The organism is Pseudoclavibacter sp. VKM Ac-2888 (genome assembly GCF_015351285.1).
Taxonomy (GTDB): domain Bacteria; phylum Actinomycetota; class Actinomycetes; order Actinomycetales; family Microbacteriaceae; genus Pseudoclavibacter.
In genome coordinates this window covers 2,193,699-2,214,175 of record NZ_JADKSM010000001.1, presented here as the reverse complement: position 1 = coordinate 2,214,175, position 20,477 = coordinate 2,193,699, and the positions used below count along the sequence as shown (strand labels likewise).

Sequence of the window (20,477 nt, the reverse complement as noted above, 5' to 3'; positions counted from 1 at the left end):
TCAGGCACCGGTGTCTGACACGGGCCCGACCTCGAGCGACATATCGAGACCCAGGTCGATGGCCCGCGCGCTGTGGGTGAGCGCGCCGACGGAGATGACGTCGACACCGGTCTCCGCGATCGCCGCGACCGTCTCGAGGCTCACCCCGCCGCTCGCCTCCACTACCGCCCGACCAGCGATGAGGGCGACGCCCTCGCGCAGCTCGGAAAGCGAGAAGTTGTCGAGCATGATCGTGTCCACCCCCGCGTCGAGCACCGCCGGGATCTGGTCGAGCCGATCGACCTCCACCTCGACGTGCGTCGTGTGGCCCAGCCTCGCGCGCGCCGCGAGGAGCGCATCCGTGACCCCGAGGCCGGACTGCTGGAGCAGCACCGCCAGGTGGTTGTCCTTCGCCATGACCGCATCGGACAGCGAGAAGCGGTGGTTCCGGCCGCCCCCGCTCGCGACGGCGTGCCGCTCGAAGGCCCTGAGCCCTGGCGTCGTCTTGCGGGTGTCCGTGATGCGAGCCGAGGTGTGGGCGACGGCGTCGACGTAGCTCCGAGTGAGGCTCGCGATGCCGCTCATCCGCTGCGTGAAGTTCAACGCGACCCGCTCGGCCGTCAGCACCGACCCGGCGGGGCCCGTCACCGTCGCCAGCACATCCCCGGCCGCGAACGCCTCGCCATCCTCGGCGTGCAGATCGACGAGGACCTCGGCATCCGTCAGCCGGAACGCCGCCGCGAACACGTCGATGCCCGAGAGCACCCCCGCCTCGCGGGCGACGAGCGTCGCGCTCGCGGTCGCCTCGACGGGGATGAGCGCGTGCACCGTGATGTCACCCCACGGGGCGTCTTCGGCGAGCGCCGCGCTCACGGCGGTCGCGATGTGGGCAGGAGTCAGCATCAGTGCGCCATCGCCTTCTGTCGGAGGGGGAGCGAGCGGGGGAGCGCGCGCGGCGACGCGGGCGGGGACGCGGCCACTGCCGCCCCCGCCGCCGGATGCTCGTCGGATCGGAAGTGCGCGCCCACCGACTCGGTGCGGGCAAGAGCCGCGGCCACCGTGAGGCGGGCGAGGAGGAGCAGGTTCGTGTCCTCGCGGTCGGAGACGGAGGAGGAAGCCCCCTCTGTTGGCCGTGCTTCGGCCCACGCGTCGAGCGTGCGCTTGGCGTCTTCGAGTGCCGGACCGCTGCGGTGCAGGCCCGCGTGCGCCCACATGAGCTCCTGCAGCGCCCCGCGCGAGAAGGCCGGCGTCGCCTGCGCCCCCGCCACCCCCGCGGTTGCCGCCGCCGCCGTCTGGCCAACTTGCGGGATGAGACCGACATCCGCGCAGCCATCCGCTTGCCTGGCCCCATCTGGTCCCGGAAGTTGGTCAGCGGCGGCGAGGGATCGCGCTGCGGCGTCGTGGTGGATCGCCTCCGCGACGCGGCGCCCGAACACGGCACCCTCGAGGAGCGAGTTCGACGCGAGCCGGTTGGCGCCGTGCACGCCGGTGCGGGCGGTCTCCCCTGCGGCGAACAGTCCGGGGATGCTCGTGCGCCCGGAGAGGTCGGTCACGACCCCGCCCATGAGGTAGTGGGCGGCCGGCGTCACGGGCACGGTCTCGCGCGACCAGTCGAGCCCGCTCTCGTCGATGTGCGCGGTGATGCTGGGGAATCGGCGCTCGAGGAACTCCCGCCCGAGGTGCCTCGCATCGAGGCGGACGGGGCGGCCGTCCTGCCTCGCCATCTCGTCGGCGATGCCCCGCGCCACGATGTCGCGCGGCGCGAGCTCCGCATCGGGATGCACGCCGAGGAGGAACCGCTCGCCCGCCTCGTTCAGCAGCACGGCTCCCTCCCCGCGCACGGCTTCCGAGATGAGCGCGCCGCCGGAACCGGCGAGCACCGTCGGATGGAACTGCACGAACTCCAGGTCGGCGAGCTGCGCGCCGGCCCTGGCTGCGGCGGCGATACCGTCGCCGGTCGCGACAGCGGGGTTGCTCGTGTGGGCGAAGAGCTGGCCGGTGCCGCCCGTCGCGAGGACGACGGCGTCGGCACAGTGGAACCGGGGCGTCGGCGCCTCGGGGCTGAGCAGCCACGCGCCGACGGCACGCTCGCAGCGCACCGCGACGTCGGCGAGGAACGTGTGCTCGAGCAGCCGGAGCTCGCCCTTCGCGGCCGCCGACCGGACTGCTGCGCTGAGCGCGCGCTGGATCTCTCGCCCCGTGGCATCCCCGAACGCGTGCAGGATGCGGGCGTGCGAATGCGCCGCCTCCAGGCCCCGGCTGAGCGCGCCGGCGGGTTCCCGGTCGAAGCGGGTGCCGAGCGCGATCAGTTCGAGGATGCGCGCCTCCGCGGAACGGCAGAGCTCCTCGATGGCGCGCGGGTCGCCGAGGCCGGCACCGGCCGCGACGGTGTCGCGGACGTGCGACTCGACGCTGTCGTCGGCGTCGCCGCCGCCAGGCCCGGTGCGAGTGCCGAGCACCGCCGCGATGCCGCCCTGGGCGTGGGACGTGGCGGTGTCATCGAGTGTCGTCTTCGTGACGACGCTCACGTCGTGGCCGTCTGCGCAGGCGGAGAGGGCGGCGGTCAGGCCGGCGATGCCGCTCCCGATGACGAGGACCCGCAGGGGCCCGGCCTCCCGGGCCATGTCAGGACGCCATCGTGGTGTCTGGCCTTGCCGCGAGCATCCGCTCGACGGCGACCCTGGCGGGCTCGGCGATGTGGGCGGGCACGCTGATCTGGTTGCGCACCTCGCCCGCGACGAGCCCCTCGAGCACCCAGGCGATGTAGCTGGGGTGGATGCGGTACATCGTCGAGCAGGGGCACACCACGGGGTCGAGGCAGAAGATGGTGTGCTGGGGGTACTCGGCGGCGAGGCGCTGCACGAGGTTGATCTCGGTGCCGATCGCGAACACCGACCCGGCTGGGGCGGCCGCGATGGCCTTCGTGATGTAGTCGGTGGAGCCGTACTCGTCGGCGGCGTCGACGATCGCCATGGGGCACTCGGGGTGCACGATGACGCGCACGTCGGGGTACTCGGCGCGGGCCTTCTCGATCTGCGCGACGGTGAAGCGCTTGTGGACGGAGCAGAAGCCGTTCCAGAGGATCACCTTGGCGGCGTCGAGCGACTCCGGGGTCTGCCCGCCGAGGGGGCGGCGCGAGTTCCAGAGCGGCATCTCCGTGGTGGGCACGCCCATGGCCTTCGCGGTGTTCCGGCCGAGGTGCTGGTCGGGGAAGAAGAGCACCCGCTGGCCGCGCTCGAAAGCCCACGTCAGCACCGTCTCGGCGTTGGAGGAGGTGCAGACGATGCCGCCGTTGCGGCCGCAGAACGCCTTGAGCTCGGCGGACGAGTTCATGTAGGTGACGGGGATGACGGGCACGCGGCCGCTGGCGTCCGGCTCCGTGCCGTAGAGCTCGGTGAGCTGCTCCCAGCACTCTTCGACCGAGTCGCTGTCGGCCATGTCTGCCATGGAGCAACCGGCCGCGAGGTTCGGGAGGATGACGGCCTGCTCCGGTGCCGACACGATGTCGGCGGTCTCCGCCATGAAGTGCACGCCGCAGAACACGATGGCTTCTGCCTCCGGCTTGGCCTTGGCGGCGTTCGCGAGCTGGAAGGAGTCGCCGATGAAGTCGGCGTACTGCACGACCTCGTCTCGCTGGTAGAAGTGGCCGAGGGTCACGACTCGGTCGCCGAGCGTGGCCTTGGCGGCGAGGATGCGGTCGTGGATCTCCTCGTCACTCGCGGTCCGGTACTCCTCCGGCAGGAGCTCCTGCCTGGGCGCCGCGGGCGGAAGCCGGTCGGCCATTGACGCCCCAGGCCCGTAGGACGGCACTTGCAGGTCGAACACCCACGGGGACTTCACGAGCTCCGGCGAGCAGCTCTCGCCCGCCTGCTTGCCGTTCTGGATGCGCGTGATCGTGGTGTGCACTGAGGCGGTCGTGGTCATGGCTTGCGTCTTTCTGGGGGAGGTACCGGTAGAGCTTCGGGGGTCGGTGTCGGGTGCCGGCGAGGGTCTCCCCGGTCTCGGTGAGGGACTTCGAGGCGAGCATGTCGCGGCGGAAGTTGGCGGCGTCGAGCGGCCTGCCGAGCACTGCCTCGTAGACCTCCCGCAGCTGGGCGAGGGTGAAGGAGTCGCCGAGGAAGCTGTGCGCGATCGAGCTGTACTCGACCTTGTTCCTGAGCCGCCAGAGGGCGTAGTCGATGATGCGCCGGTGGTCGAAGGCGAGGGGCGGGAGGTCGTCGACGGGGTGCCAGCGCACGTTGTCTCCGAGGCGGGCGGAGCTGGCCTCCTCGCCGCCCACGAGCGCCCAGTAGACGACCGAGACGACGCGGGGGTCGTTGCCGAAGACGCGGTCGGCGTCGCCGAAGGCGTAGAGCTGCTCGAGGTACTTGGGCGCGAGGCGCATCGTCTCGAAGAGGGTGCGCGAGGCGGCGGCGCCGAGGTCTTCGTCGCCGAGCGGTCCGCCTGGGAGGGCGAGGAGGTCGATGAACGGCTGGCGCTGACGGCGCACGAGCGGCACCCAGATCGTGGGCGCTGGCGCCCGGTGCGACGAGGGCGGGGATGGGCGCAGCGCGAAGATCACCGTGGAGACGGCGAGGGTCGCGTTGGTGGCGGTCATCCGCTGCTCCTCCTGATTACTTAGAGTCAGTTCGACTCTAAGTGGAGTGTACGCCACCTTCGGCGCTCGGCGCGCCTAGGCTGTGGCGGTGAGTGAACAGCAGCAGTTCGGCAGCGAAGACGACGCCCCGCACGGGGTCGGCCCCTGGCCCGGCGGTCGCGAGGACTGGCCAGAGGGGCCCTGGTTCGACGCGGAGCTGCTCGAGCACGGCGACCGCAGGAACGTGATCGACCGCTATCGGTACTGGTCGATGGATGCGATCGTCGCCGACCTCGACACGAAGCGTCACGCGTTCCACGTCGCGATCGAGAACTGGCAGCACGACATGAACATCGGCTCGATCGTGCGCAGCGCGAACGCGTTCGCCGCCGACACGGTGCATATCGTCGGCAAGCGCCGCTGGAACAAGCGGGGTGCCATGGTCACCGATCGGTACCAGCACGTCGTGCACCACGAGACGGTCGAGGCGTTCATCGCCTGGGCGAGGAGCGAGGACATGCCTGTGTTCGCCATCGACAACGTGCCCGGCTGCGTGCCCATCGAGACCTACGAGCTTCCGGAGCGGTGCGTGCTGCTGTTCGGGCAGGAGGGCCCAGGGGTGTCGGCGGAGGCCGTCGAGGTGTCGGATGCTGTGCTGGAGATCTCGCAGTTCGGCTCGACTCGCTCGATCAACGCGTCAGCGGCGGCGGCCGTCGCGATGCACACGTGGGTGCTGCAGCACGTCGACTTCGCCTAGGGGGCGGTGCTCGTCTCGTCCTTCGCGAGCGTCGCGGCTCCGGCGAGGATCAGGTCGAGGCCAGCCGTGAAGCGCTCGGTGGGGTCCTGCGGCTCGAGTGGGTCCTGGGTGTGGGCCTGGAGGGCGCCGACCTCCGCGGCGTGAGTCTGCTGCTGTTCGTGGAAGGCCTGCCCGATCGTGTAGTGCACGACCGCCTCGGCGCACGTGCGACCGCCCCAGCCATCGAGGGCGAAGTCGCTGCGGGCCGCGCCTGAGGTCATCCGCACCAGATCGACGGTCAGCAGGCCGAGGGCGAACGAGCTCGAGACGAGCTCGGCGCCGTCCCTGCGGGAGCGGAGCGCGGTGTGAAGCTGCAGCGCGAGGGTGCGGGTCTGCTGTGTTCCGGGCTCGGTCCCTGCACCCGGGAGGAGCCAGGTCTCGGCGGTGAGGGGGCGCAGGATGCGGTCGCTCACGGCCGCCAGCAGCGACTGCTTGTTGGGGAAGTGCCAGTAGAGCGCGCTCGGCTGCACCTCGAGGTAGTCGCTGATGCGCCGCATCGAGAGGTTCGGCAGGCCGTGCTCGTCCAGCACCTCGAGCGCTGTGGTGACGATCTCGGTGCGGCTGAGCTTCTCGTGGCTGCTCGCAGGGGTGCGTGCGGCGTCACGCGAGGCGCCTTCGGCTGGACCACGGGGTGTCATGGCGCTAATCTACTGAACACTGTTCACTGAACACCGTTCAGGAGATTCGAGAGAAAGGTCCAACTCCCTATGAGCACCGAATCGATCGACGCCGCCAGGCGTCCCGCCAATGGCGCCGTGCCCCGCGTTCTCGCCGATCTCGTGGCCGGGGCCGGTTCACGCACCGGAGTTCAGCTCCTCAACGTCGCGCTCGTGCTCGGCGGCACGCTGTTCCTCATCGCGGCCGGCTTCATCGTCATCCCGCTGCCGTTCACGCCCGTGCCCGTCTCGCTCGCGACCTTCGCCGTGCTGCTGACCGGCGCATCCCTCGGGCCCGCTCGGGCCGCGGCGAGCGCCGGCCTGTACCTCGCGCTCGGAGCTCTCGGCGCGCCCATCTTCGCCGACGGGGCCTCCGGTGTGCTGTTCCCGTCGTTCGGCTACATCATCGGCTACGTGCTGGCCGCGGTCGCCGTCGGTGCGCTCGCCCGTCGCCGCGCCGACCGCCAAGTCGCGTCCACAGTGGGCGCCACGGTGCTCGGCACGCTCCTCGTCTACGCGGCCGGCGTGCCGTGGCTCGCGGTCTCGCTCGGCGTCGACCTCGGCACCGCCCTCGCGCTCGGGGTCGTGCCCTTCCTCATCGGCGACGCCATCAAGATCGCGGCCGTCAGCGCGCTCCTGCCGTCGACCTGGAAGCTGCTCAGACGGTAGCGGCAGCCGCGGCCCAGGACGGGTCGCCGGGGAGCCGCCCCATCGGGTCTCGCTGCGACGCGGGCACGGTGGGGTCGGGCTGCGCGACGGAGCGACGAAGCGCCTCGTCGATGGACAGCGGGCGCTCGGCGTCCTCCGGGAGGAGCTCGGCGATCCACGTGTCGTCGTCGGCGACCATGTCCTCGCGCAGGCTCTCCATGAGCGACGTCACGGTCGAGGACGGCACGTCGGTGATCAGGGTGGCGAGCCTCGCGACCAGGGGCTCCGGCAGTCCAGGCAGGATGACCTGCGGTCGGCGCTTCTCGACGGTGTCGGCGTAGCGGTCGATGAGTCTCGGGTAGGGGAGTCGCTCGCCGCCGCCGACGGAGTAGGCGCGCGTCGAGACGTCGGCGGTCAGCGCGCCGCTCACGGCCCTGGCGAGGTCGACCACCGCGATGGGCTCGACGTCGCTCTGCATCCACGCAGGCACCACGGTCACGGGCAGCCGCGCGGCGAGCTGCGACATGAGCTCGAAGCTCGTGGAGCTCGCGCCGAGGACCATGGCGGCTCGCAGGGTGACGACCACCGCGTCCGCCTCGTGGAGCTCGCGCTCGACCTCGAGGCGCGAAGTGAGGTGCTCCGAGAGCTCCTCCTCCGCAACGGGCGGGATGATGCCGGAGACGTACACGATGCGTCGCACCCCAGAGCGGTCAGCGGCCGCGCGCACGAGCCGCGCCGCCTCGAGATCCGCCTCGCGGAAGTCGTCGCTCGCCATGCCGTGCACGAGGTAGAGGATGGCGTCGACGTCGGCCGTCACCGCTGCCGCGACGGAAGCTTCATCGAGCACGTCGAGCTCGACCCGGCGCACCCGCTCGGCCCACCAGAACGCGTCGAGGTCGCCCGGCTTGCGGGCGCCGGCCGTGACCTCCATGCCCGCGTCGAGCAGGACCGGTATCACTCGGCTGCCGATGTATCCCGTCGCGCCCATCACCAGTACGTTCATCGGTCGAAGCCCTGCCTCCTCGGCACCGCGTCGGGTGCCGACCCTCATCATGGCGGTGCAAGCTGCGAGGCGGCATCGGCGTTCTGTAAGGAAGGGCATCCACCTCGTATGGGTTCCGTTAGGACGACCCTCCTGGCGCTCTGAGAGGAGTTGTATCGAGCACTGCGCCTCACGGCGTGCAGCCCAGCCGCCTCGGCTCGGCCGCTGACCTCCGAACGGAGCCCAAGTGCTTGACGTCGTCTTCGTCGCGGGCGTGCTCGCCCTCTTCGCCACCATCGGCCTGCTCGGCAAGGCGATGGAGAAGCTGTGATCGTCTTCGACATCGTCGCCGTCGCTCTCGGCATCGCCGCCATCGTCTACCTCGTCGTGGCACTCCTGAAACCGGAGCGCTTCTGATGGATGGATCTCCTGTGTTCATGGCATCCCTCACGTTCCTGACTCTCGCGCTCATCCTCGCGGCACTCCACCGCCCCCTCGGCGACTACCTCGCCTGGGTCTACACCTCAGAGAAGGACTGGCGTCTCGAGCGGGCCGCGTACCGGCTCGTGGGCGTCGACCCCGCCTCCCCGCAGACCTGGCAGTCGTACCTCCGCGGAGTGCTCATCTTCTCCGCGGTCGGTGTGCTCCTCGTCTACCTGCTGCAGCGCACCCAGCAGTGGCTGCCCTACTCGCTGGGGCTGACGGCGCCGTCCGAGCCCCTCTCCTTCAACACGGCAGTCTCGTTCGTCACGAACACGAACTGGCAGTCGTACTCGCCGGAGCTCACGCTCGGCTACACCGTCCAGCTGTCGGCGCTCACCGTGCAGAACTTCGTCTCCGCCGCGGTCGGCCTGGCCGTCGCGATCGCCCTCGTGCGCGGTCTCGCCGCCACGCGCAGCGGAACGCTCGGCAACTTCTGGGTCGACCTCGTGCGGGGCACCGTCCGAGTCCTGCTGCCCATGTCGACGATCGCCGCGCTCGCGCTGCTCGCAGGCGGCGTCATCCAGAACTTCAACGGGTTCACCGACGTCGCGACGCTCGCCGGGGCGACGCAGTCCATCCCAGGCGGCCCCGTCGCGTCCCAGGAGGCGATCAAGCTCGTCGGCACGAACGGCGGCGGCTTCTTCAACGCGAACTCGGCGCATCCGTTCGAGAACCCGAGCGCTGTGACGAACCTGCTGCAGATCGTCCTCATGCTCGCGATCCCGTTCTCGCTGCCTCGGACGTTCGGGCGGATGGTCGGCGACCGCCGCCAGGGAATCGCCGTGCTCGCCGTCATGGCCACGCTTTTCACCGTGTCGTTCGCCGTGCTCACCGCCGTCGAGAGCGCGGGCATCGGCGCCGCGCCCGGGGCCGCAGGGGGAGCGATGGAGGGCAAGGAGCAGCGCTTCGGCATCATCGGATCGACGCTCTTCGCCACCACGAGCACTGGCACGTCGACCGGGGCCGTCAACTCCATGCACGACTCCTACACGGCCTTCGGCGGCCTCCTCCCGATGCTGAACATGATGCTCGGCGAGATCGCCCCAGGCGGCGTCGGCTCCGGCCTGTACGCCATGCTCGTGCTGGCGATCATCGCGGTGTTCATCGCCGGCCTCCTCATCGGGCGCACCCCGGAGTACCTCGGCAAGCGGATCGGCCCGCGGGAGATCAAGCTCGCGAGCCTCTACATCCTGGTCACGCCCGTCCTCGTGCTCACGGGAGTCGCCCTGAGCTTCGCCATCCCGGGCATCCGCTTGGACGTGCAGTCGACGTCCATCTGGAACCCGGGCGTGCACGGCCTCTCCGAGGTGCTCTACGCCTTCACCTCCGCCGCCAACAACAACGGATCGGCGTTCGCCGGCCTGACGGCGAACACGCCATGGCTCAACACGGCCCTCGGCATCGTCATGCTGCTCGGCCGCTTCGTGCCCATCGTGTTCGTGCTGGCGCTCGCCGGCTCGCTCGCCGCGCAGGACAAGGTGCCGGCCACCGTCGGCACCCTGCCGACGCACCGCCCGCAGTTCATCGGGCTGCTCACCGGCGTGAGCGTCCTCATCACGGCCCTCACCTACTTCCCAGTGCTCGCGCTGGGCCCCCTCGCAGAAGGACTCTCCTGACCATGCAGAGCATCCCAATCATGGCGTCGCTGCCCGGCGCGTTCCGCAAGCTCGACCCGCGCGCGCAATGGCGCAACCCGGTCATGTTCATCGTGTGGGTCGGAGCGGCGTTCACGACGGCGCTCGCGATCGCCGAGCCCTTCCTGGGCGGTCCGGCTGACTCCGGCGGCACGCAGATCCCCGCCTCGTTCACCATCGCCATCGCCGTCTGGCTGTGGCTGACGGTGCTCTTCGCGAACCTCGCGGAGTCGGTGGCCGAGGGGCGAGGCAAGGCGCAGGCCGAGACCCTCCGGCAGACCAGGACCAGCACCGCGGCTCACCGGGTGGGCGGCTACGACCCCGCCGGCGACCCGGGGGCGGAGCGCGGGAGCACCGTCGAGGTCTCCTCGGCCGACCTCACCCTCGGCGACGTCGTCGTCGTCTCCGCGGGCGAGCTGATCCCGGGCGACGGCGATATCATCTGGGGGATCGCCTCCGTGGATGAGTCGGCCATCACGGGCGAGTCAGCACCCGTCATCCGCGAGTCCGGTGGCGACCGCAGCGCCGTGACCGGGGGCACCCGCGTGCTCTCCGACCGCATCGTGGTTCGCATCACCTCGAAGCCGGGCGAGACGTTCGTCGACCGGATGATCGCCCTCGTCGAGGGAGCCTCCCGGCAGAAGACGCCCAACGAGATCGCGCTCTCCATCCTCCTCGCGTCCCTCTCGATCGTGTTCGTGGTCGTCGCGCTGACGCTCAACCCGATCGCCTCGTACGCGGCGAAGCCCGTCAGCATCACGGTCCTCATCGCCCTGCTCGTGTGCCTCATCCCGACCACCATCGGAGCGCTGCTGTCGGCGATCGGCATCGCGGGCATGGACCGGCTCGTGCAGCGCAACGTGCTCGCGATGTCCGGGCGGGCCGTCGAGGCCGCCGGCGACGTGACGACGCTGCTGCTCGACAAGACCGGCACCATCACCTACGGCAACCGGCGCGCGTCCGAGTTCGTGCGGATGCCCGCCACGGGCGAGCAGGAACTGGTCCGCGCCGCTGCCCTGTCCTCGCTCGCCGACCCGACCCCCGAGGGGGTCTCCATCGTCGAGCTCGCCCGCCAGGAGGGCGTCGATCTCGCCGCCCAACCGGGTGCGACGCAGGGCGAGGTCGTCGCGTTCACGGCCCAGACCCGCATGTCGGGACTCGACCTGCCTGACGGCGCGCGCATCCGCAAGGGCGCCGGGTCCGCGGTGACCGCCTGGCTCGCCGACGAGGGCGCGCCACTCGAGGCCTCACGGCTCGAGGAGCTCCAGGACGCCACGAACCGCATCTCGCAGAGCGGAGGCACCCCGCTCGTCGTCGCCGTGATGGATGCGCCCGGCCCCGGCTTGGTTAGAGGCACCGGCGCGGCCGCCGGGCGCGTGCTCGGTGTCGTCCACCTCAAGGACATCGTCAAGGAGGGCCTCAGCGAGCGCTTCGCGGAGCTGCGGTCGATGGGCATCCGCACCGTCATGGTGACGGGCGACAACCCGCTCACGGCGGCCGCCATCGCCAAGGAGGCCGGGGTCGACGACTTCCTCGCCGAGGCGACGCCGGAGCAGAAGCTCGCCTACATCCGCCGCGAGCAGGACGGCGGCAACCTCGTCGCGATGACGGGGGACGGCACGAACGATGCGCCGGCGCTCGCGCAGGCCGACGTGGGCGTCGCGATGAACACGGGCACGTCGGCGGCGAAGGAGGCTGGCAACATGGTCGACCTCGACTCCGACCCGACGAAGCTCATCGACGTGGTGCGCATCGGCAAGCAGCTGCTCATCACGCGCGGCGCGCTCACCACGTTCTCCATCTCGAACGACATCGCCAAGTACTTCGCGATCATCCCGGCCATGTTCATGGGCGTGTACCCCGGGCTCGGGGTCCTCAACATCATGGGTCTCCACTCGCCCGCCTCGGCCGTGCTCTCGGCCATCGTCTTCAACGCCATCGTGATCGTGGCGCTCGTGCCGCTCGCGCTCCGGGGCGTGAAGTACCGGCCAGCGAACGCCGCGAGCACGCTCGGCCGGAACCTGCTCGTGTACGGGGCTGGCGGCATCGTCGCACCGTTCGTCGGGATCTGGCTCATCGACCTCGTCGTGCGCCTCATCCCCGGCTTCTGACCCCGCCACCACCGCCCCGACTGATCTGACAGGACTCCACCTTGAACTCCTCAACTCGCGCCACGGCGCGCACCACCTGGGTCGCCGTGCGGGCGATGCTCCTCTTCACGCTCGTGCTCGGCGTCGGCTACACCCTGGTCATCACGGGCATCGGGCAGCTCGCGTTCGGAGCCCAGGCGAACGGCTCCCAGCTGCACGACGACGACGGCACGAGCATCGGGTCCAGCCTCATCGGGCAGTCCTTCACGGACGCCGAGGGCAACCCGCTTCCCGAGTTCTTCCAGTCGCGCCCATCGGCCGCGGGCGACGGCTACGACTCGGGCGCTTCCTCCGGCTCGAACCTGGGGCCCGAGAACCCGGAGCTCGTCGCAGCCATCGACGAGCGGCGCCGCGAAGTCGCGGAGCTCAACGGCGTCTCGCTCGCGGAGGTGCCCGCGGACGCCGTCACGGCGTCCGCATCCGGCCTCGATCCGCACATCAGCCCCGAGTACGCCGCCCTGCAGGTGGCACGCGTCGCCGAGGCTCGCGGGCTCGCGGAGGCGGACGTCCGTACTCTGGTCGCAGCGCACACGACCAGCCCCTTCCTCGGCTTCCTCGGGGAGGCGAGCGTCAACGTGCTCGAACTCAACCAGGCCCTGGTCGAGCTGCAGGCCCCGACCATGGATACGAAGGAGCGCTGAGTCATGGCGAAGCGCGGACGGCTGCGGGTGCTGCTCGGCGCCGCCCCTGGCGTGGGCAAGACGTTCGCGATGCTGCACGAGGGCAGGCGGATGCGCGAAGCCGGACAGGATGTCGTCGTCGCGGTCGTCGAGACCCACGGCCGGGCCGCGACGGCTGCCGCAGCAGACGGGCTCGAGGTGCTGCAGCGTGCGGAGTCCCTCCATCGCGGCGTGACGCTCTCGGAGATGGACGTGGACGCCGTGCTCAAGCGCAGCCCCGAGATCGCCCTCGTCGACGAGCTCGCCCACACGAACGCCCCCGGTTCGCGCAACGCCAAGCGCTGGGAGGACGTCGAGGAGCTCCTCGAGGCCGGCATCGACGTGCTCTCGACGGTGAACATCCAGCACGTCGAGTCGCTGGGCGACGTGGTCGAGCAGATCACGGGCGCACCGCAGCGGGAGACGATCCCCGACCAGGTGCTGCGTCGCGCCGACCAGGTGCAGGTGGTGGACCTCTCGCCCCAGGCGCTGCGCGATCGGCTCGCGGGTGGCCTCGTCTACCCGGCGGAGCGTGTCGACGCCGCGCTCTCCAACTACTTCCGCCTCGGCAACCTCACGGCGCTGCGGGAGCTGGCGCTGCTGTGGCTCGCCGATGAGGTCGACCAGTCCCTGCAGAGCTACCGCGCCGAGCAGGGCATCGACACCACGTGGGAAGCCCGCGAGCGAGTCGTCGTGACGATCACCGGTGGCGCGGAGGGCGAGACGCTGCTGCGCCGCGGCGCCCGAATCGCCGCGAGGTCGGGCAGCGGGGAGCTGCTTGCGCTGCATGTCACGAGCCAGGACGGTCTTCGCGCCGGTGACCCAGCGCACCTCGCGCGCCAGCGGGCGCTCGTCGAAGAGCTCGGCGGAACGTACCACCAGGTTGTCGGCGAGGATGTCCCGGCGGCGCTCATCGAGTTCGCGCGCTCGGTCAACGCGACCCAGCTGGTCATCGGCGTGAGCCGCCGGAATCGTCTGGCTGCGCTGCTCACGGGGCCGAGCGTCGGGAGCGCGGTGACCCGCGAGGCGGGCAGCATCGACGTGCACATCGTGAACCACGCGCGCGCCGGTGGCGGCCTCAGACTGCCGCGACTCGGCGGTGCGCTCACGATGCGTCGCCGCATCGCGGGGCTCGCGCTCGCGCTGGTGGCTGGACCGCTGCTCACCTGGCTCCTGGCGTCGCTCGGCAGCGTCGACTCGTTCACGACGCACGCGCTCAGCTACCAGCTCCTCGTCGTCACGGTCGCCCTCATCGGCGGGCTGTGGCCCGCGCTCTTCGCTGCCGTGCTCTCGGGGGTCACGCTCGACTTCTTCTTCGTCGCCCCGTTCGGCACGGTCCTCATCACTGAGCTGAGCCACCTCGTCGCGATCGTCCTCTACGTGGTCATCGCGACGCTCGTGAGCCTCGTCGTCGACCGGGCGGCCAGGAGGGCGCGCGAGGCGAGGAGGGCCGCCGCGGAGTCGCAGCTGCTGCAGACGGTTGCAGGCAGCGTGCTGCGCGGGCAGAGCGCCCTGCAGGCGCTGGTCGAGCGGACACGGGAGGCGTTCGGGCTCGCGGGTGTACGACTCGTGGATGCGCGAGGCGATGCCAGTGGGGCTGACCCGCTTGTGCTCGCGAGCTGCGGAGAGCCGGTGCGCGGGAACCGCCACGCGGTCATCCCGGTGAGCGCGGGGACATCAGACGGGGCTGGCGCGCGACTCGAGCTGCACGGGCGCGAGCTCGATGCCTCTGAGCGTCGCCTCCTGACGGTCATCGTCGCCCAGCTCGGTGCGGCTCTGGAGCACAGCGACCTGCGGGTCGCGGCAGACGAGGTGGCCCCGCTCGCCGCCTCCGACAAGGTCAGACGGGCGCTCCTGTCCGCCCTCAGCCACGACCTGAGGCGGCCCCTCGCCTCGGCGACGGCGGCCGTCAGCGGCCTGCGTTCCGCTGGCGAGGAACTCGCGGCAGCCGACCGTGACGAGCTCCTCGAGACCGCGGACGAGAGCCTCGGAACGCTCGCCGCTCTCGTCACCGACCTCCTCGACGTGAGTCGACTGAAGTCCGGGGGACTCGCGGTGTCGATCATGCCGACCGACCCCGCCGACGTGATCGTGCCCGCGCTCGACGAGCTGCAGCTCGGCCCGGACGACGTGGAGCTGGCGCTCGACTCGAGCGCCGCATCCATCGCCGCCGACCCGGCCCTCCTGCAGCGGGTCCTCGTGAACCTCCTCGCCAACGCGGTCCGGCACTCGCCACCGAACCGCCGCGTGCGGCTCGCGACGAGCGAGTTCGGCGGGAGCGTGCAGATCAGGGTCATCGACCGAGGGCCCGGAATCCCCGCCGAACGCCGTGACGACGTGTTCGTGCCCTTCCAGCGCCTCGGCGACACCGACAACTCGACGGGCCTCGGGCTGGGCCTCGCCATCTCGAAGGGATTCGTGGAGGGGATGCACGGCACACTGGTGCCGGAGGACACCCCGGGCGGAGGGCTCACGATGGTCGTGACGCTGCCGGTCGCCGGCAACCCGCCCGAGCAGATCCAGGGAGATCGCGCATGAAGATCCTGATCGCCGACGACGACCCGCAGCTGCTGCGTGCGTTGCGCATCACCCTCACCGCCAAGGGGTACGAGGTGCTCGTCGCCCGCAACGGAACGGAGGCCGTCTCGATCGCGGCCGAGCGCCGCCCGGACCTGTACCTCCTCGACCTCGGGATGCCCGAGCTCGACGGGATCGAAGTGATCCAAGCCATCCGCGGCTGGTCGGACGCGCCGATCCTCGTCGTCTCCGGGCGCAGCGGGGCTGGCGACAAGGTGGATGCGCTCGATGCCGGCGCCGACGACTACGTCACGAAGCCGTTCTCCGTCGACGAGCTGCTCGCGCGCATCCGTGCCCTGTCTCGTCGGGTGCCGCAGGGCGACGCGGAACCCGTCGTCGCGTTCGGCGACGTGTCTGTCGACCTCGCCGCGAAGAGCGTCGTGCGCACGGGAGGGGGAGAGGCGGCGCACGTGCGCCTCACCCCGACGGAGTGGCAGGTGCTCGAGCTGCTCGTGCGCAACGCGGGGAGGCTCGTGACGAGGCAGATGCTGCTCACGAGCATCTGGGGCTCCGAGCATGTCACCGACACTGGATACCTCCGGCTGTACATGTCGCAGCTGCGCAAGAAGCTCGAGCCGGTGCCGTCCGAGCCTCGCCACCTCCTCACGGAGGCCGGCATGGGCTACCGGCTGGTGTTGAGGTCGGACGGCCCCGCCTCGGCCTCGCTGGCCGAGAAGGGCTAGCTGTCCGAGGGGGCCGCTCGGCTCGCCTCCTCCGCGCTGGGGAATTCAATGCCTTCCGCGTCGATATCGCCGACGTCGTCTGGCCCGCCCGTGCCCGGCCGCACGTTCACCTTGTCGGTGTCGATGTCGCCGTCGAGGCGCCCGTCGACCTCGTCGACCCGTGCGGTGCCGGTCTCCTGCTTCGCCTGCGTCTCGGTCTCGCTTCCGGGGGAGTAGGCGGTGTCCTTCTCGAGCTGCTCGTCCGTGGAGAGGCTGTCTTCGTGATCGTGCATCTGGTGGCTCATCCCGCGAGCCTGTGGGCTCGTCCTGGGAAGCCGCGGGGGTCCGGATGCGTGGAGCCCGTGAGTCTCGACGCAGATGGCCCGCGTCGCCGGAGCGTCGCGGGCCACAGCATCAACCGGCTGGGTGGCCGGTGTCAGTCCTCTTCGGGCTCGAAGGTGGAGGCGTCCGGGTCGTAGCCGACCGCGACTCCATCGTCGGAGTCGGGAATCGTCCCGTCTTCGCCGAGGCCGTTCGGCTTCTCTTCGCCGTCGGCGTCGTGGGAAATCTTCTGGTCGCTCATCGTTGGCCTTCCGGTCGGGATCTTCCTTGACTGGGCCGACGATAGCGCTCGCGGCTGGGGAGTTTGCGGGACGTGACGCGGCGGGGTGACGTCGGGGAGCGGTGGCTGCTACTCGGAGTCCCAGATCGCCGTCAGCGCGTTCATGATCTCCGTCTGCGACGTGCCTGAGCGCCGTGCTTCCTCGACGGCGGCCCGCAGCTTCGCGGTGACGGCACCGGGCAGTGTCGAGGGCTGGTCCGCGACCCGGGTTCCCGCGGCTCCGCGTGTGACGATCGTGCCCTCCGCCTCGAGCAGCCGGTAGGCCCGCGCCGCGGTGCCGAGGGCGACGCCGAAGTCCCTGGCGGTCTGGCGAACGGTCGGCAGTCGTTCACCCGCGCCGATCCGTCCCGCCAGGATCAGCCCCCGGAAGTGGGCCGCGACCTGCTCCGACGTGCCCTCGCTCATCGTCGTCCCCGACCGGTCCGATGCGTGAAGCCGACGAGCAGGAGCAGCGTGAGGCCGATGCCGCGGAGCAGGCGGCCGCCCCATGTGAGCACCGGCTCGAAGGCGGCCATGCTCGTGCCCCAGGAGTAGTCGGGCGCGGTCAGCTGCGCACCGGCCGCGCCTCCTATCCGGAGCGCGCAGTTGCCGAGCACGAAGACGAGGATCCCGATCGAGAACCAGAGGACGCGTGTTGCGAGCGCCCGACGTGCTTGGCTCTCCCACTCGACGCTCTTCGGCTCGAGGAAGGTGCGCGTCGCATTGGCGTGCAGTGCGAACGCGGTTGCCGCGACGAGGGCGACCGCCGCGATCGCTGCCGGAACGCCATACGCCCACCCGTAGAAGCGCCCCGATGCAGCCGAGAACTGCCCACCGGTCTCGATGACGAACAGCGTGTGGCGGCCGTCCTCGTCCGCGCTCGAGATCGAGCCCGCGAACACGGTCAGGAGGAGAAGCGCGGCGAGAGCCGCGGCGAGGGTCGCGAGCCCGTGACCCGGGGCGTAGGTCCGCAACCCGCGCGGCCCGGAAGGCGGAACCGCAGCGCGAGGCGTGCTGCGGAACAGTGTGAGGATCAGAGCGACCACGATGAGGGCGAGGCTGCCGACGATGAGCTCTCGAGAGAAGTCGTGCCAGCGGAAGTCGAACGGGTCCGAGTTGAGCGTGAGCCAGCCGGGCAGCATGCCCTCGACGAAGGGTGCAAACGCGACGAGGGCGGCCAGCAGGGCGGCGACGCCGAGGGTCAGGCTGGCCAGTGCATCCGGGCGTGAGCGCAGCAGACCCGGGCTCGCTGTCGGGACGTGCACTCGAGAGCGCACCCACGGGGCGAAGCTCAGTCCGAGGGCGAGCACTGCCGCCGGCACGAATGTGACCAGGTCGAACATCAGGATCAAGAACAGCGGGCTCATCTGCGCCTCCTTTGGCAGTCGTCAACCTCTTGTTACTCTTCGAGGGTACAAGATTTTGTACCTGCTCGGCGGTACAAGTGCTGAGGTTGGAGGCGTCGGCGGTTTGCCTGGTTCAGAGCCCGAGTAGCAAGGAGGCCGCGATGCCAGCCATCACCACGGCGATCATGGCGTCGAGGATGCGCCACGCGGCGGGGCGTGCGAAGACCGGCTGCAGGAGCCTGGCCCCGTAGCCCAGGGCTGTGAACCAGACGATGCTGCCGAGTGCCGCCCCCGCGCCGAAGAGCCAGCGCGCATCGCCGTGGGTGTTCGCGACGGACCCGAGCAGGACCACCGTGTCCAGGTAGACGTGCGGGTTCAGCCAGGTGAGCGCGAGTGCCGTGAGCAGCGTCGGGAGCAGGGCGGCCGAGGCGCGTGGTTCGTCCGCATCCAGTGCCTTCGGCCTGAGGGCGCGGCGGGCCGCGAGCACGGCGTAGCCGAGGAGGAACGCGGTGCCCCCGATGCGGACCACGGTCGTCAGCCAGGGGAGCGCCGTGAAGACGATGCCGGCACCCCCGATGCCGAGCAGGATGAGGATCGCGTCGGAGAGGGCGCACACGGCGACCACGGCGAGGACATGTGTGCGGAGCAGTCCCTGGCGCAGCACGAACGCGTTCTGCGCGCCGATCGCGACGATGAGCGACAGGCCGAAGCCGAAGCCAGCGAGCAGGGGGAGCAGATCCGGGGTCATGGTGTGACCGTATTCGTGCCCGTGGTGATGGTCCAGCTCATGTTTCTTGTGAATCATTAGCATTGCTTCATGCCTGATTCCCCGAACGCGTTCGACCCTCAGCGCCTCGCAGCGCTTCGATCCGCCGTCGAGACGGGCACGTTCGAGGCGGCCGCCCGGGAGCTGCGCGTCACGCCCTCGGCGATCAGCCAGCGCATCAAGTCCCTGGAGAGCGAGACCGGGCGCGTGCTGCTTCAACGCAGCAAGCCGGTCGTGCCGACCGAATCGGGCGAGGTCCTCCTCCGCCTCGCACGGCAGGTGGATGCGCTCGGCAGGGAGGCGTCGAACGTCCTCGGGCGAGTGGGCGGAGCCTCCGGCGCCACTCCTGGAGCAGCCCAGGCGCCGCCCTCGCTCGAGCGGCTGCCGATCGCCGTCAACGCGGACTCACTGGCGACTTGGCTGCTCCCCGCCCTCGCGCCGTTGGCCGGAGAGATCGCCTTCGACCTGCACCGAGCCGACGAGGCGCACACCACGGACCTCCTCAGGCGGGGCGCCGTGACCGCCGCGATCACCGCCGACCCGGTCCCCGTGCAGGGCTGCACCTCCGCGCTGCTCGGAGAGATGCGCTACACGCCGATGGCATCGCCGGACTTCGTGGAACGCTGGTTCACGGGGGGCGCTCGGAACTCGGGAGGGGTGCTCGCGCACGCGCCCGTTGTGGTCTTCGACCGAGCAGACAGGCTCCAGGAGCGCTACCTGCGCGGGGTCGGCGTCGACCCGGCGGGCCCGCCCTGCCATTTCGTGCCGTCCTCCGCGGACTTCGTGCGGGCCATTCGCCTCGGCTTCGGCTGGGGCCTGGTGCCGGACCTCCAGGGAGGCGACGATGCCTCGCTCGTCGAGATCGACCCCGGCGCGTCGATCTCGGTGCCCCTGTTCTGGCAGCAATGGCAGCTGCATACGGAGGCCCTCGGCAGGACCGCGTCGGCGGTCTTCGCCGCCGCCGCTCGCAGCCTCTGACCTGGAATGGCTACCAACAGTGCGCTTTTGCCGAGCAGAGTGCAACCCCCAATAAGTTTCCCGGAGTTCATCTAGTCTCAGCCGGGCTCGCATTCTCGCGCGCGCCCGCATCCGCGGCACCAGGAAGGTCCCCATGGGAAGCACATCCGTTCGCACCACTCCTCCCCTCAGATTTCGACGCAAGCAGCTCCTCCTCCTTGCGGGTTCGACGGTCGCCGTCGCGGGCCTCTTCCCAGTCCTGCTCGGCTCCCAGTCGGCCCAGGCCATCGGCACGGCGCCCGACCTCGGCACCGCCGCCAGTTACTCGGTGCTCGGCGGGCAGTCGGTGACGAACACCGGCCCAAGCGTGCTCGATGGCGACCTCGGAGTGAACCCCGGGACGGCGATCAGCGGGTTCCCGCCCGGCATCGTGCTCGGCGACGTGCACGCCACGGACGCCAACTCCCTGCAGGCCCAGGCGGATGTGACCACCGCGTACAACGCGCTCGAAGGTCAGGCCGCCGACGCGCCCATCAGCGCCGACCTCGGCGGACAGACGCTCACGGCCGGCGTGTACGAGGCTTCGAGCACCGCGGGCATCACCGGGACGCTCTCCCTCGACGCGGAAGGCGATCCCGACGCGGTCTTCATCTTCCAGATCGGCTCCGCGCTGACCACCGCACCCGACAGCACCGTCGCGCTCCTCAACGGCGCACAGGCGTGCAACGTGTTCTGGCAGATCGGCAGCTCCGCCACGCTGGACACCGACACGACCTTCGTCGGCTCGATCCTCGCCCTCACCTCGATCACCGTGAACGAGGGATCGACCGTCGACGGACGTGCGCTCGCCAGGAACGGCTCGGTCACCCTCGACACGAACACCTTCACGACCAGTGAATGCGTCACTGTCACGCCGACGGAGACGACGACGCCGACGGAGACGACGACGCCGACGGAGACGACGACGCCGACGGAGACGACGACGCCGACGGAGACGACGACGCC

At 70.6% G+C, this 20,477-nt stretch carries 20 protein-coding genes and 1 pseudogene; 10 read left to right on the top strand and 11 right to left on the bottom strand.

Going from position 1 to position 20,477, the window contains the following annotated elements:
• From nadC to ITJ61_RS10435, 4 genes and pseudogenes are all read right to left on the bottom strand, one after another.
• Positions 1–882: a carboxylating nicotinate-nucleotide diphosphorylase gene (nadC, locus tag ITJ61_RS10450; protein WP_194686128.1), complete on the bottom strand. Its 882-nt coding sequence runs from the start codon at positions 880–882 to the stop codon at positions 1–3.
• Positions 882–2,603, bottom strand: coding sequence for an L-aspartate oxidase (locus ITJ61_RS10445; protein ID WP_194686127.1), 1,722 nt, complete (start codon positions 2,601–2,603; stop codon positions 882–884). Before ITJ61_RS10445 ends, nadC begins: the two co-directional genes overlap by 1 nt.
• A 1-nt stretch (position 2,604) precedes the next feature.
• Positions 2,605–3,903: a quinolinate synthase NadA gene (gene nadA, locus ITJ61_RS10440; protein WP_104305740.1), complete on the bottom strand. Its 1,299-nt coding sequence runs from the start codon at positions 3,901–3,903 to the stop codon at positions 2,605–2,607.
• A gap of 22 nt (positions 3,904–3,925) precedes the next feature.
• Positions 3,926–4,576, bottom strand: a pseudogene (locus tag ITJ61_RS10435) (NUDIX hydrolase); the annotation flags it as partial.
• Positions 4,577–4,664: 88 nt separating this feature from the next.
• Between ITJ61_RS10435 and ITJ61_RS10430 the strand changes: the two are divergent.
• Positions 4,665–5,312 carry a TrmH family RNA methyltransferase gene (locus ITJ61_RS10430; protein WP_194686126.1) on the top strand — a complete coding sequence of 216 codons (648 nt, stop codon included), beginning with the start codon at positions 4,665–4,667 and terminating at the stop codon, positions 5,310–5,312.
• Here the strand turns inward: ITJ61_RS10430 and ITJ61_RS10425 are convergent.
• Positions 5,309–5,989, bottom strand: a complete 681-nt coding sequence (locus ITJ61_RS10425; RefSeq protein ID WP_194686125.1) for a TetR/AcrR family transcriptional regulator — start codon at positions 5,987–5,989, stop codon at positions 5,309–5,311. The genes ITJ61_RS10430 and ITJ61_RS10425 overlap by 4 nt on opposite strands.
• Before the next feature lie 69 nt (positions 5,990–6,058).
• Here ITJ61_RS10425 and ITJ61_RS10420 point away from each other — a divergent pair, with 69 nt between their 5' ends.
• Entirely contained in the window at positions 6,059–6,676 is a 618-nt protein-coding gene (locus ITJ61_RS10420; protein ID WP_194686124.1) for a biotin transporter BioY, read from the top strand.
• On the opposite strand, the gene ITJ61_RS10415 is transcribed toward ITJ61_RS10420, so the two are convergent.
• A complete protein-coding gene (locus ITJ61_RS10415) occupies positions 6,666–7,658 on the bottom strand; it encodes an NAD(P)H-binding protein (RefSeq protein WP_194686123.1) in 993 nt (330 codons plus the stop codon). The two genes, ITJ61_RS10420 and ITJ61_RS10415, sit on opposite strands and share 11 nt — an antisense overlap.
• 306 nt (positions 7,659–7,964) lie before the next feature.
• On the opposite strand from ITJ61_RS10415, the gene kdpF reads away from it, so the two are divergent.
• From kdpF to ITJ61_RS10385, 6 genes are read left to right on the top strand one after another with little or no spacing between them, the layout of a single operon-like run.
• Positions 7,965–8,054: a K(+)-transporting ATPase subunit F gene (kdpF, locus tag ITJ61_RS10410; RefSeq protein WP_104240046.1), complete on the top strand. Its 90-nt coding sequence runs from the start codon at positions 7,965–7,967 to the stop codon at positions 8,052–8,054.
• Positions 8,055–8,074: 20 nt separating this feature from the next.
• Positions 8,075–9,736 (top strand): potassium-transporting ATPase subunit KdpA, encoded by a 1,662-nt coding sequence (gene kdpA, locus ITJ61_RS10405; protein WP_416366853.1) that lies wholly within the window; start codon positions 8,075–8,077, stop codon positions 9,734–9,736.
• A gap of 2 nt (positions 9,737–9,738) precedes the next feature.
• A complete protein-coding gene (gene kdpB, locus ITJ61_RS10400; protein ID WP_194686121.1) occupies positions 9,739–11,865 on the top strand; it encodes a potassium-transporting ATPase subunit KdpB in 2,127 nt (708 codons plus the stop codon).
• A gap of 41 nt (positions 11,866–11,906) precedes the next feature.
• Positions 11,907–12,545, top strand: a complete 639-nt coding sequence (kdpC, locus tag ITJ61_RS10395) for a potassium-transporting ATPase subunit KdpC (protein WP_194686120.1) — start codon at positions 11,907–11,909, stop codon at positions 12,543–12,545.
• A gap of 3 nt (positions 12,546–12,548) precedes the next feature.
• Positions 12,549–15,101: an ATP-binding protein gene (locus tag ITJ61_RS10390; RefSeq protein WP_194686119.1), complete on the top strand. Its 2,553-nt coding sequence runs from the start codon at positions 12,549–12,551 to the stop codon at positions 15,099–15,101.
• A complete protein-coding gene (locus ITJ61_RS10385; RefSeq protein ID WP_104342147.1) occupies positions 15,098–15,823 on the top strand; it encodes a response regulator in 726 nt (241 codons plus the stop codon). Before ITJ61_RS10390 ends, ITJ61_RS10385 begins: the two co-directional genes overlap by 4 nt.
• On the opposite strand, the gene ITJ61_RS10380 is transcribed toward ITJ61_RS10385, so the two are convergent.
• The 5 genes from ITJ61_RS10380 to ITJ61_RS10360 all read right to left on the bottom strand — a co-directional run bounded on the left by ITJ61_RS10380 (position 15,820) and on the right by ITJ61_RS10360 (position 18,497).
• The gene (locus ITJ61_RS10380; protein WP_104240052.1) at positions 15,820–16,107 is read right to left on the bottom strand and encodes a hypothetical protein; all 288 of its coding nucleotides are present in this window, start codon (positions 16,105–16,107) and stop codon (positions 15,820–15,822) included. The two genes, ITJ61_RS10385 and ITJ61_RS10380, sit on opposite strands and share 4 nt — an antisense overlap.
• Positions 16,108–16,238: 131 nt before the next feature.
• Positions 16,239–16,385 (bottom strand): hypothetical protein, encoded by a 147-nt coding sequence (locus tag ITJ61_RS10375; RefSeq protein ID WP_181057671.1) that lies wholly within the window; start codon positions 16,383–16,385, stop codon positions 16,239–16,241.
• 108 nt (positions 16,386–16,493) lie between these two features.
• On the bottom strand, positions 16,494–16,829 hold the full coding sequence (locus ITJ61_RS10370) for a GntR family transcriptional regulator (RefSeq protein WP_104240053.1): 336 nt from the start codon (positions 16,827–16,829) through the stop codon (positions 16,494–16,496).
• Positions 16,826–17,770 carry a hypothetical protein gene (locus ITJ61_RS10365; RefSeq protein WP_194686118.1) on the bottom strand — a complete coding sequence of 315 codons (945 nt, stop codon included), beginning with the start codon at positions 17,768–17,770 and terminating at the stop codon, positions 16,826–16,828. The genes ITJ61_RS10370 and ITJ61_RS10365 overlap by 4 nt, the downstream gene beginning before the upstream one ends.
• A 112-nt stretch (positions 17,771–17,882) precedes the next feature.
• On the bottom strand, positions 17,883–18,497 hold the full coding sequence (locus ITJ61_RS10360; RefSeq protein ID WP_194686117.1) for a LysE/ArgO family amino acid transporter: 615 nt from the start codon (positions 18,495–18,497) through the stop codon (positions 17,883–17,885).
• A 69-nt stretch (positions 18,498–18,566) separates the two neighbouring features.
• Here ITJ61_RS10360 and ITJ61_RS10355 point away from each other — a divergent pair, with 69 nt between their 5' ends.
• Both ITJ61_RS10355 and ITJ61_RS10350 read left to right on the top strand, forming a co-directional pair.
• The gene (locus tag ITJ61_RS10355) at positions 18,567–19,493 is read left to right on the top strand and encodes a LysR family transcriptional regulator ArgP (RefSeq protein ID WP_104342150.1); all 927 of its coding nucleotides are present in this window, start codon (positions 18,567–18,569) and stop codon (positions 19,491–19,493) included.
• 133 nt (positions 19,494–19,626) lie between these two features.
• Positions 19,627–20,477, top strand: an 851-nt coding sequence (locus ITJ61_RS10350; RefSeq protein WP_194686116.1) for an ice-binding family protein, incomplete at its 3' end; no start/stop codon positions are given.

Coding starts and splice junctions, on each gene's coding strand:
- ITJ61_RS10375 (WP_181057671.1), bottom strand. CDS start 16,385: ATGAGCGACCAGAAGATTTCCCACGACGCCGACGGCGAAGAGAAGCCG.
- ITJ61_RS10365 (WP_194686118.1), bottom strand. CDS start 17,770: ATGAGCCCGCTGTTCTTGATCCTGATGTTCGACCTGGTCACATTCGTG.
- ITJ61_RS10385 (WP_104342147.1), top strand. CDS start 15,098: ATGAAGATCCTGATCGCCGACGACGACCCGCAGCTGCTGCGTGCGTTG.
- ITJ61_RS10445 (WP_194686127.1), bottom strand. CDS start 2,603: ATGGCCCGGGAGGCCGGGCCCCTGCGGGTCCTCGTCATCGGGAGCGGC.
- nadA (WP_104305740.1), bottom strand. CDS start 3,903: ATGACCACGACCGCCTCAGTGCACACCACGATCACGCGCATCCAGAAC.
- ITJ61_RS10380 (WP_104240052.1), bottom strand. CDS start 16,107: ATGAGCCACCAGATGCACGATCACGAAGACAGCCTCTCCACGGACGAG.
- ITJ61_RS10355 (WP_104342150.1), top strand. CDS start 18,567: ATGCCTGATTCCCCGAACGCGTTCGACCCTCAGCGCCTCGCAGCGCTT.
- ITJ61_RS10415 (WP_194686123.1), bottom strand. CDS start 7,658: ATGAACGTACTGGTGATGGGCGCGACGGGATACATCGGCAGCCGAGTG.
- nadC (WP_194686128.1), bottom strand. CDS start 882: ATGCTGACTCCTGCCCACATCGCGACCGCCGTGAGCGCGGCGCTCGCC.
- ITJ61_RS10360 (WP_194686117.1), bottom strand. CDS start 18,497: ATGACCCCGGATCTGCTCCCCCTGCTCGCTGGCTTCGGCTTCGGCCTG.
- kdpB (WP_194686121.1), top strand. CDS start 9,739: ATGCAGAGCATCCCAATCATGGCGTCGCTGCCCGGCGCGTTCCGCAAG.
- ITJ61_RS10425 (WP_194686125.1), bottom strand. CDS start 5,989: ATGACACCCCGTGGTCCAGCCGAAGGCGCCTCGCGTGACGCCGCACGC.
- ITJ61_RS10390 (WP_194686119.1), top strand. CDS start 12,549: ATGGCGAAGCGCGGACGGCTGCGGGTGCTGCTCGGCGCCGCCCCTGGC.
- ITJ61_RS10420 (WP_194686124.1), top strand. CDS start 6,059: ATGAGCACCGAATCGATCGACGCCGCCAGGCGTCCCGCCAATGGCGCC.
- kdpA (WP_416366853.1), top strand. CDS start 8,075: ATGGCATCCCTCACGTTCCTGACTCTCGCGCTCATCCTCGCGGCACTC.
- ITJ61_RS10370 (WP_104240053.1), bottom strand. CDS start 16,829: ATGAGCGAGGGCACGTCGGAGCAGGTCGCGGCCCACTTCCGGGGGCTG.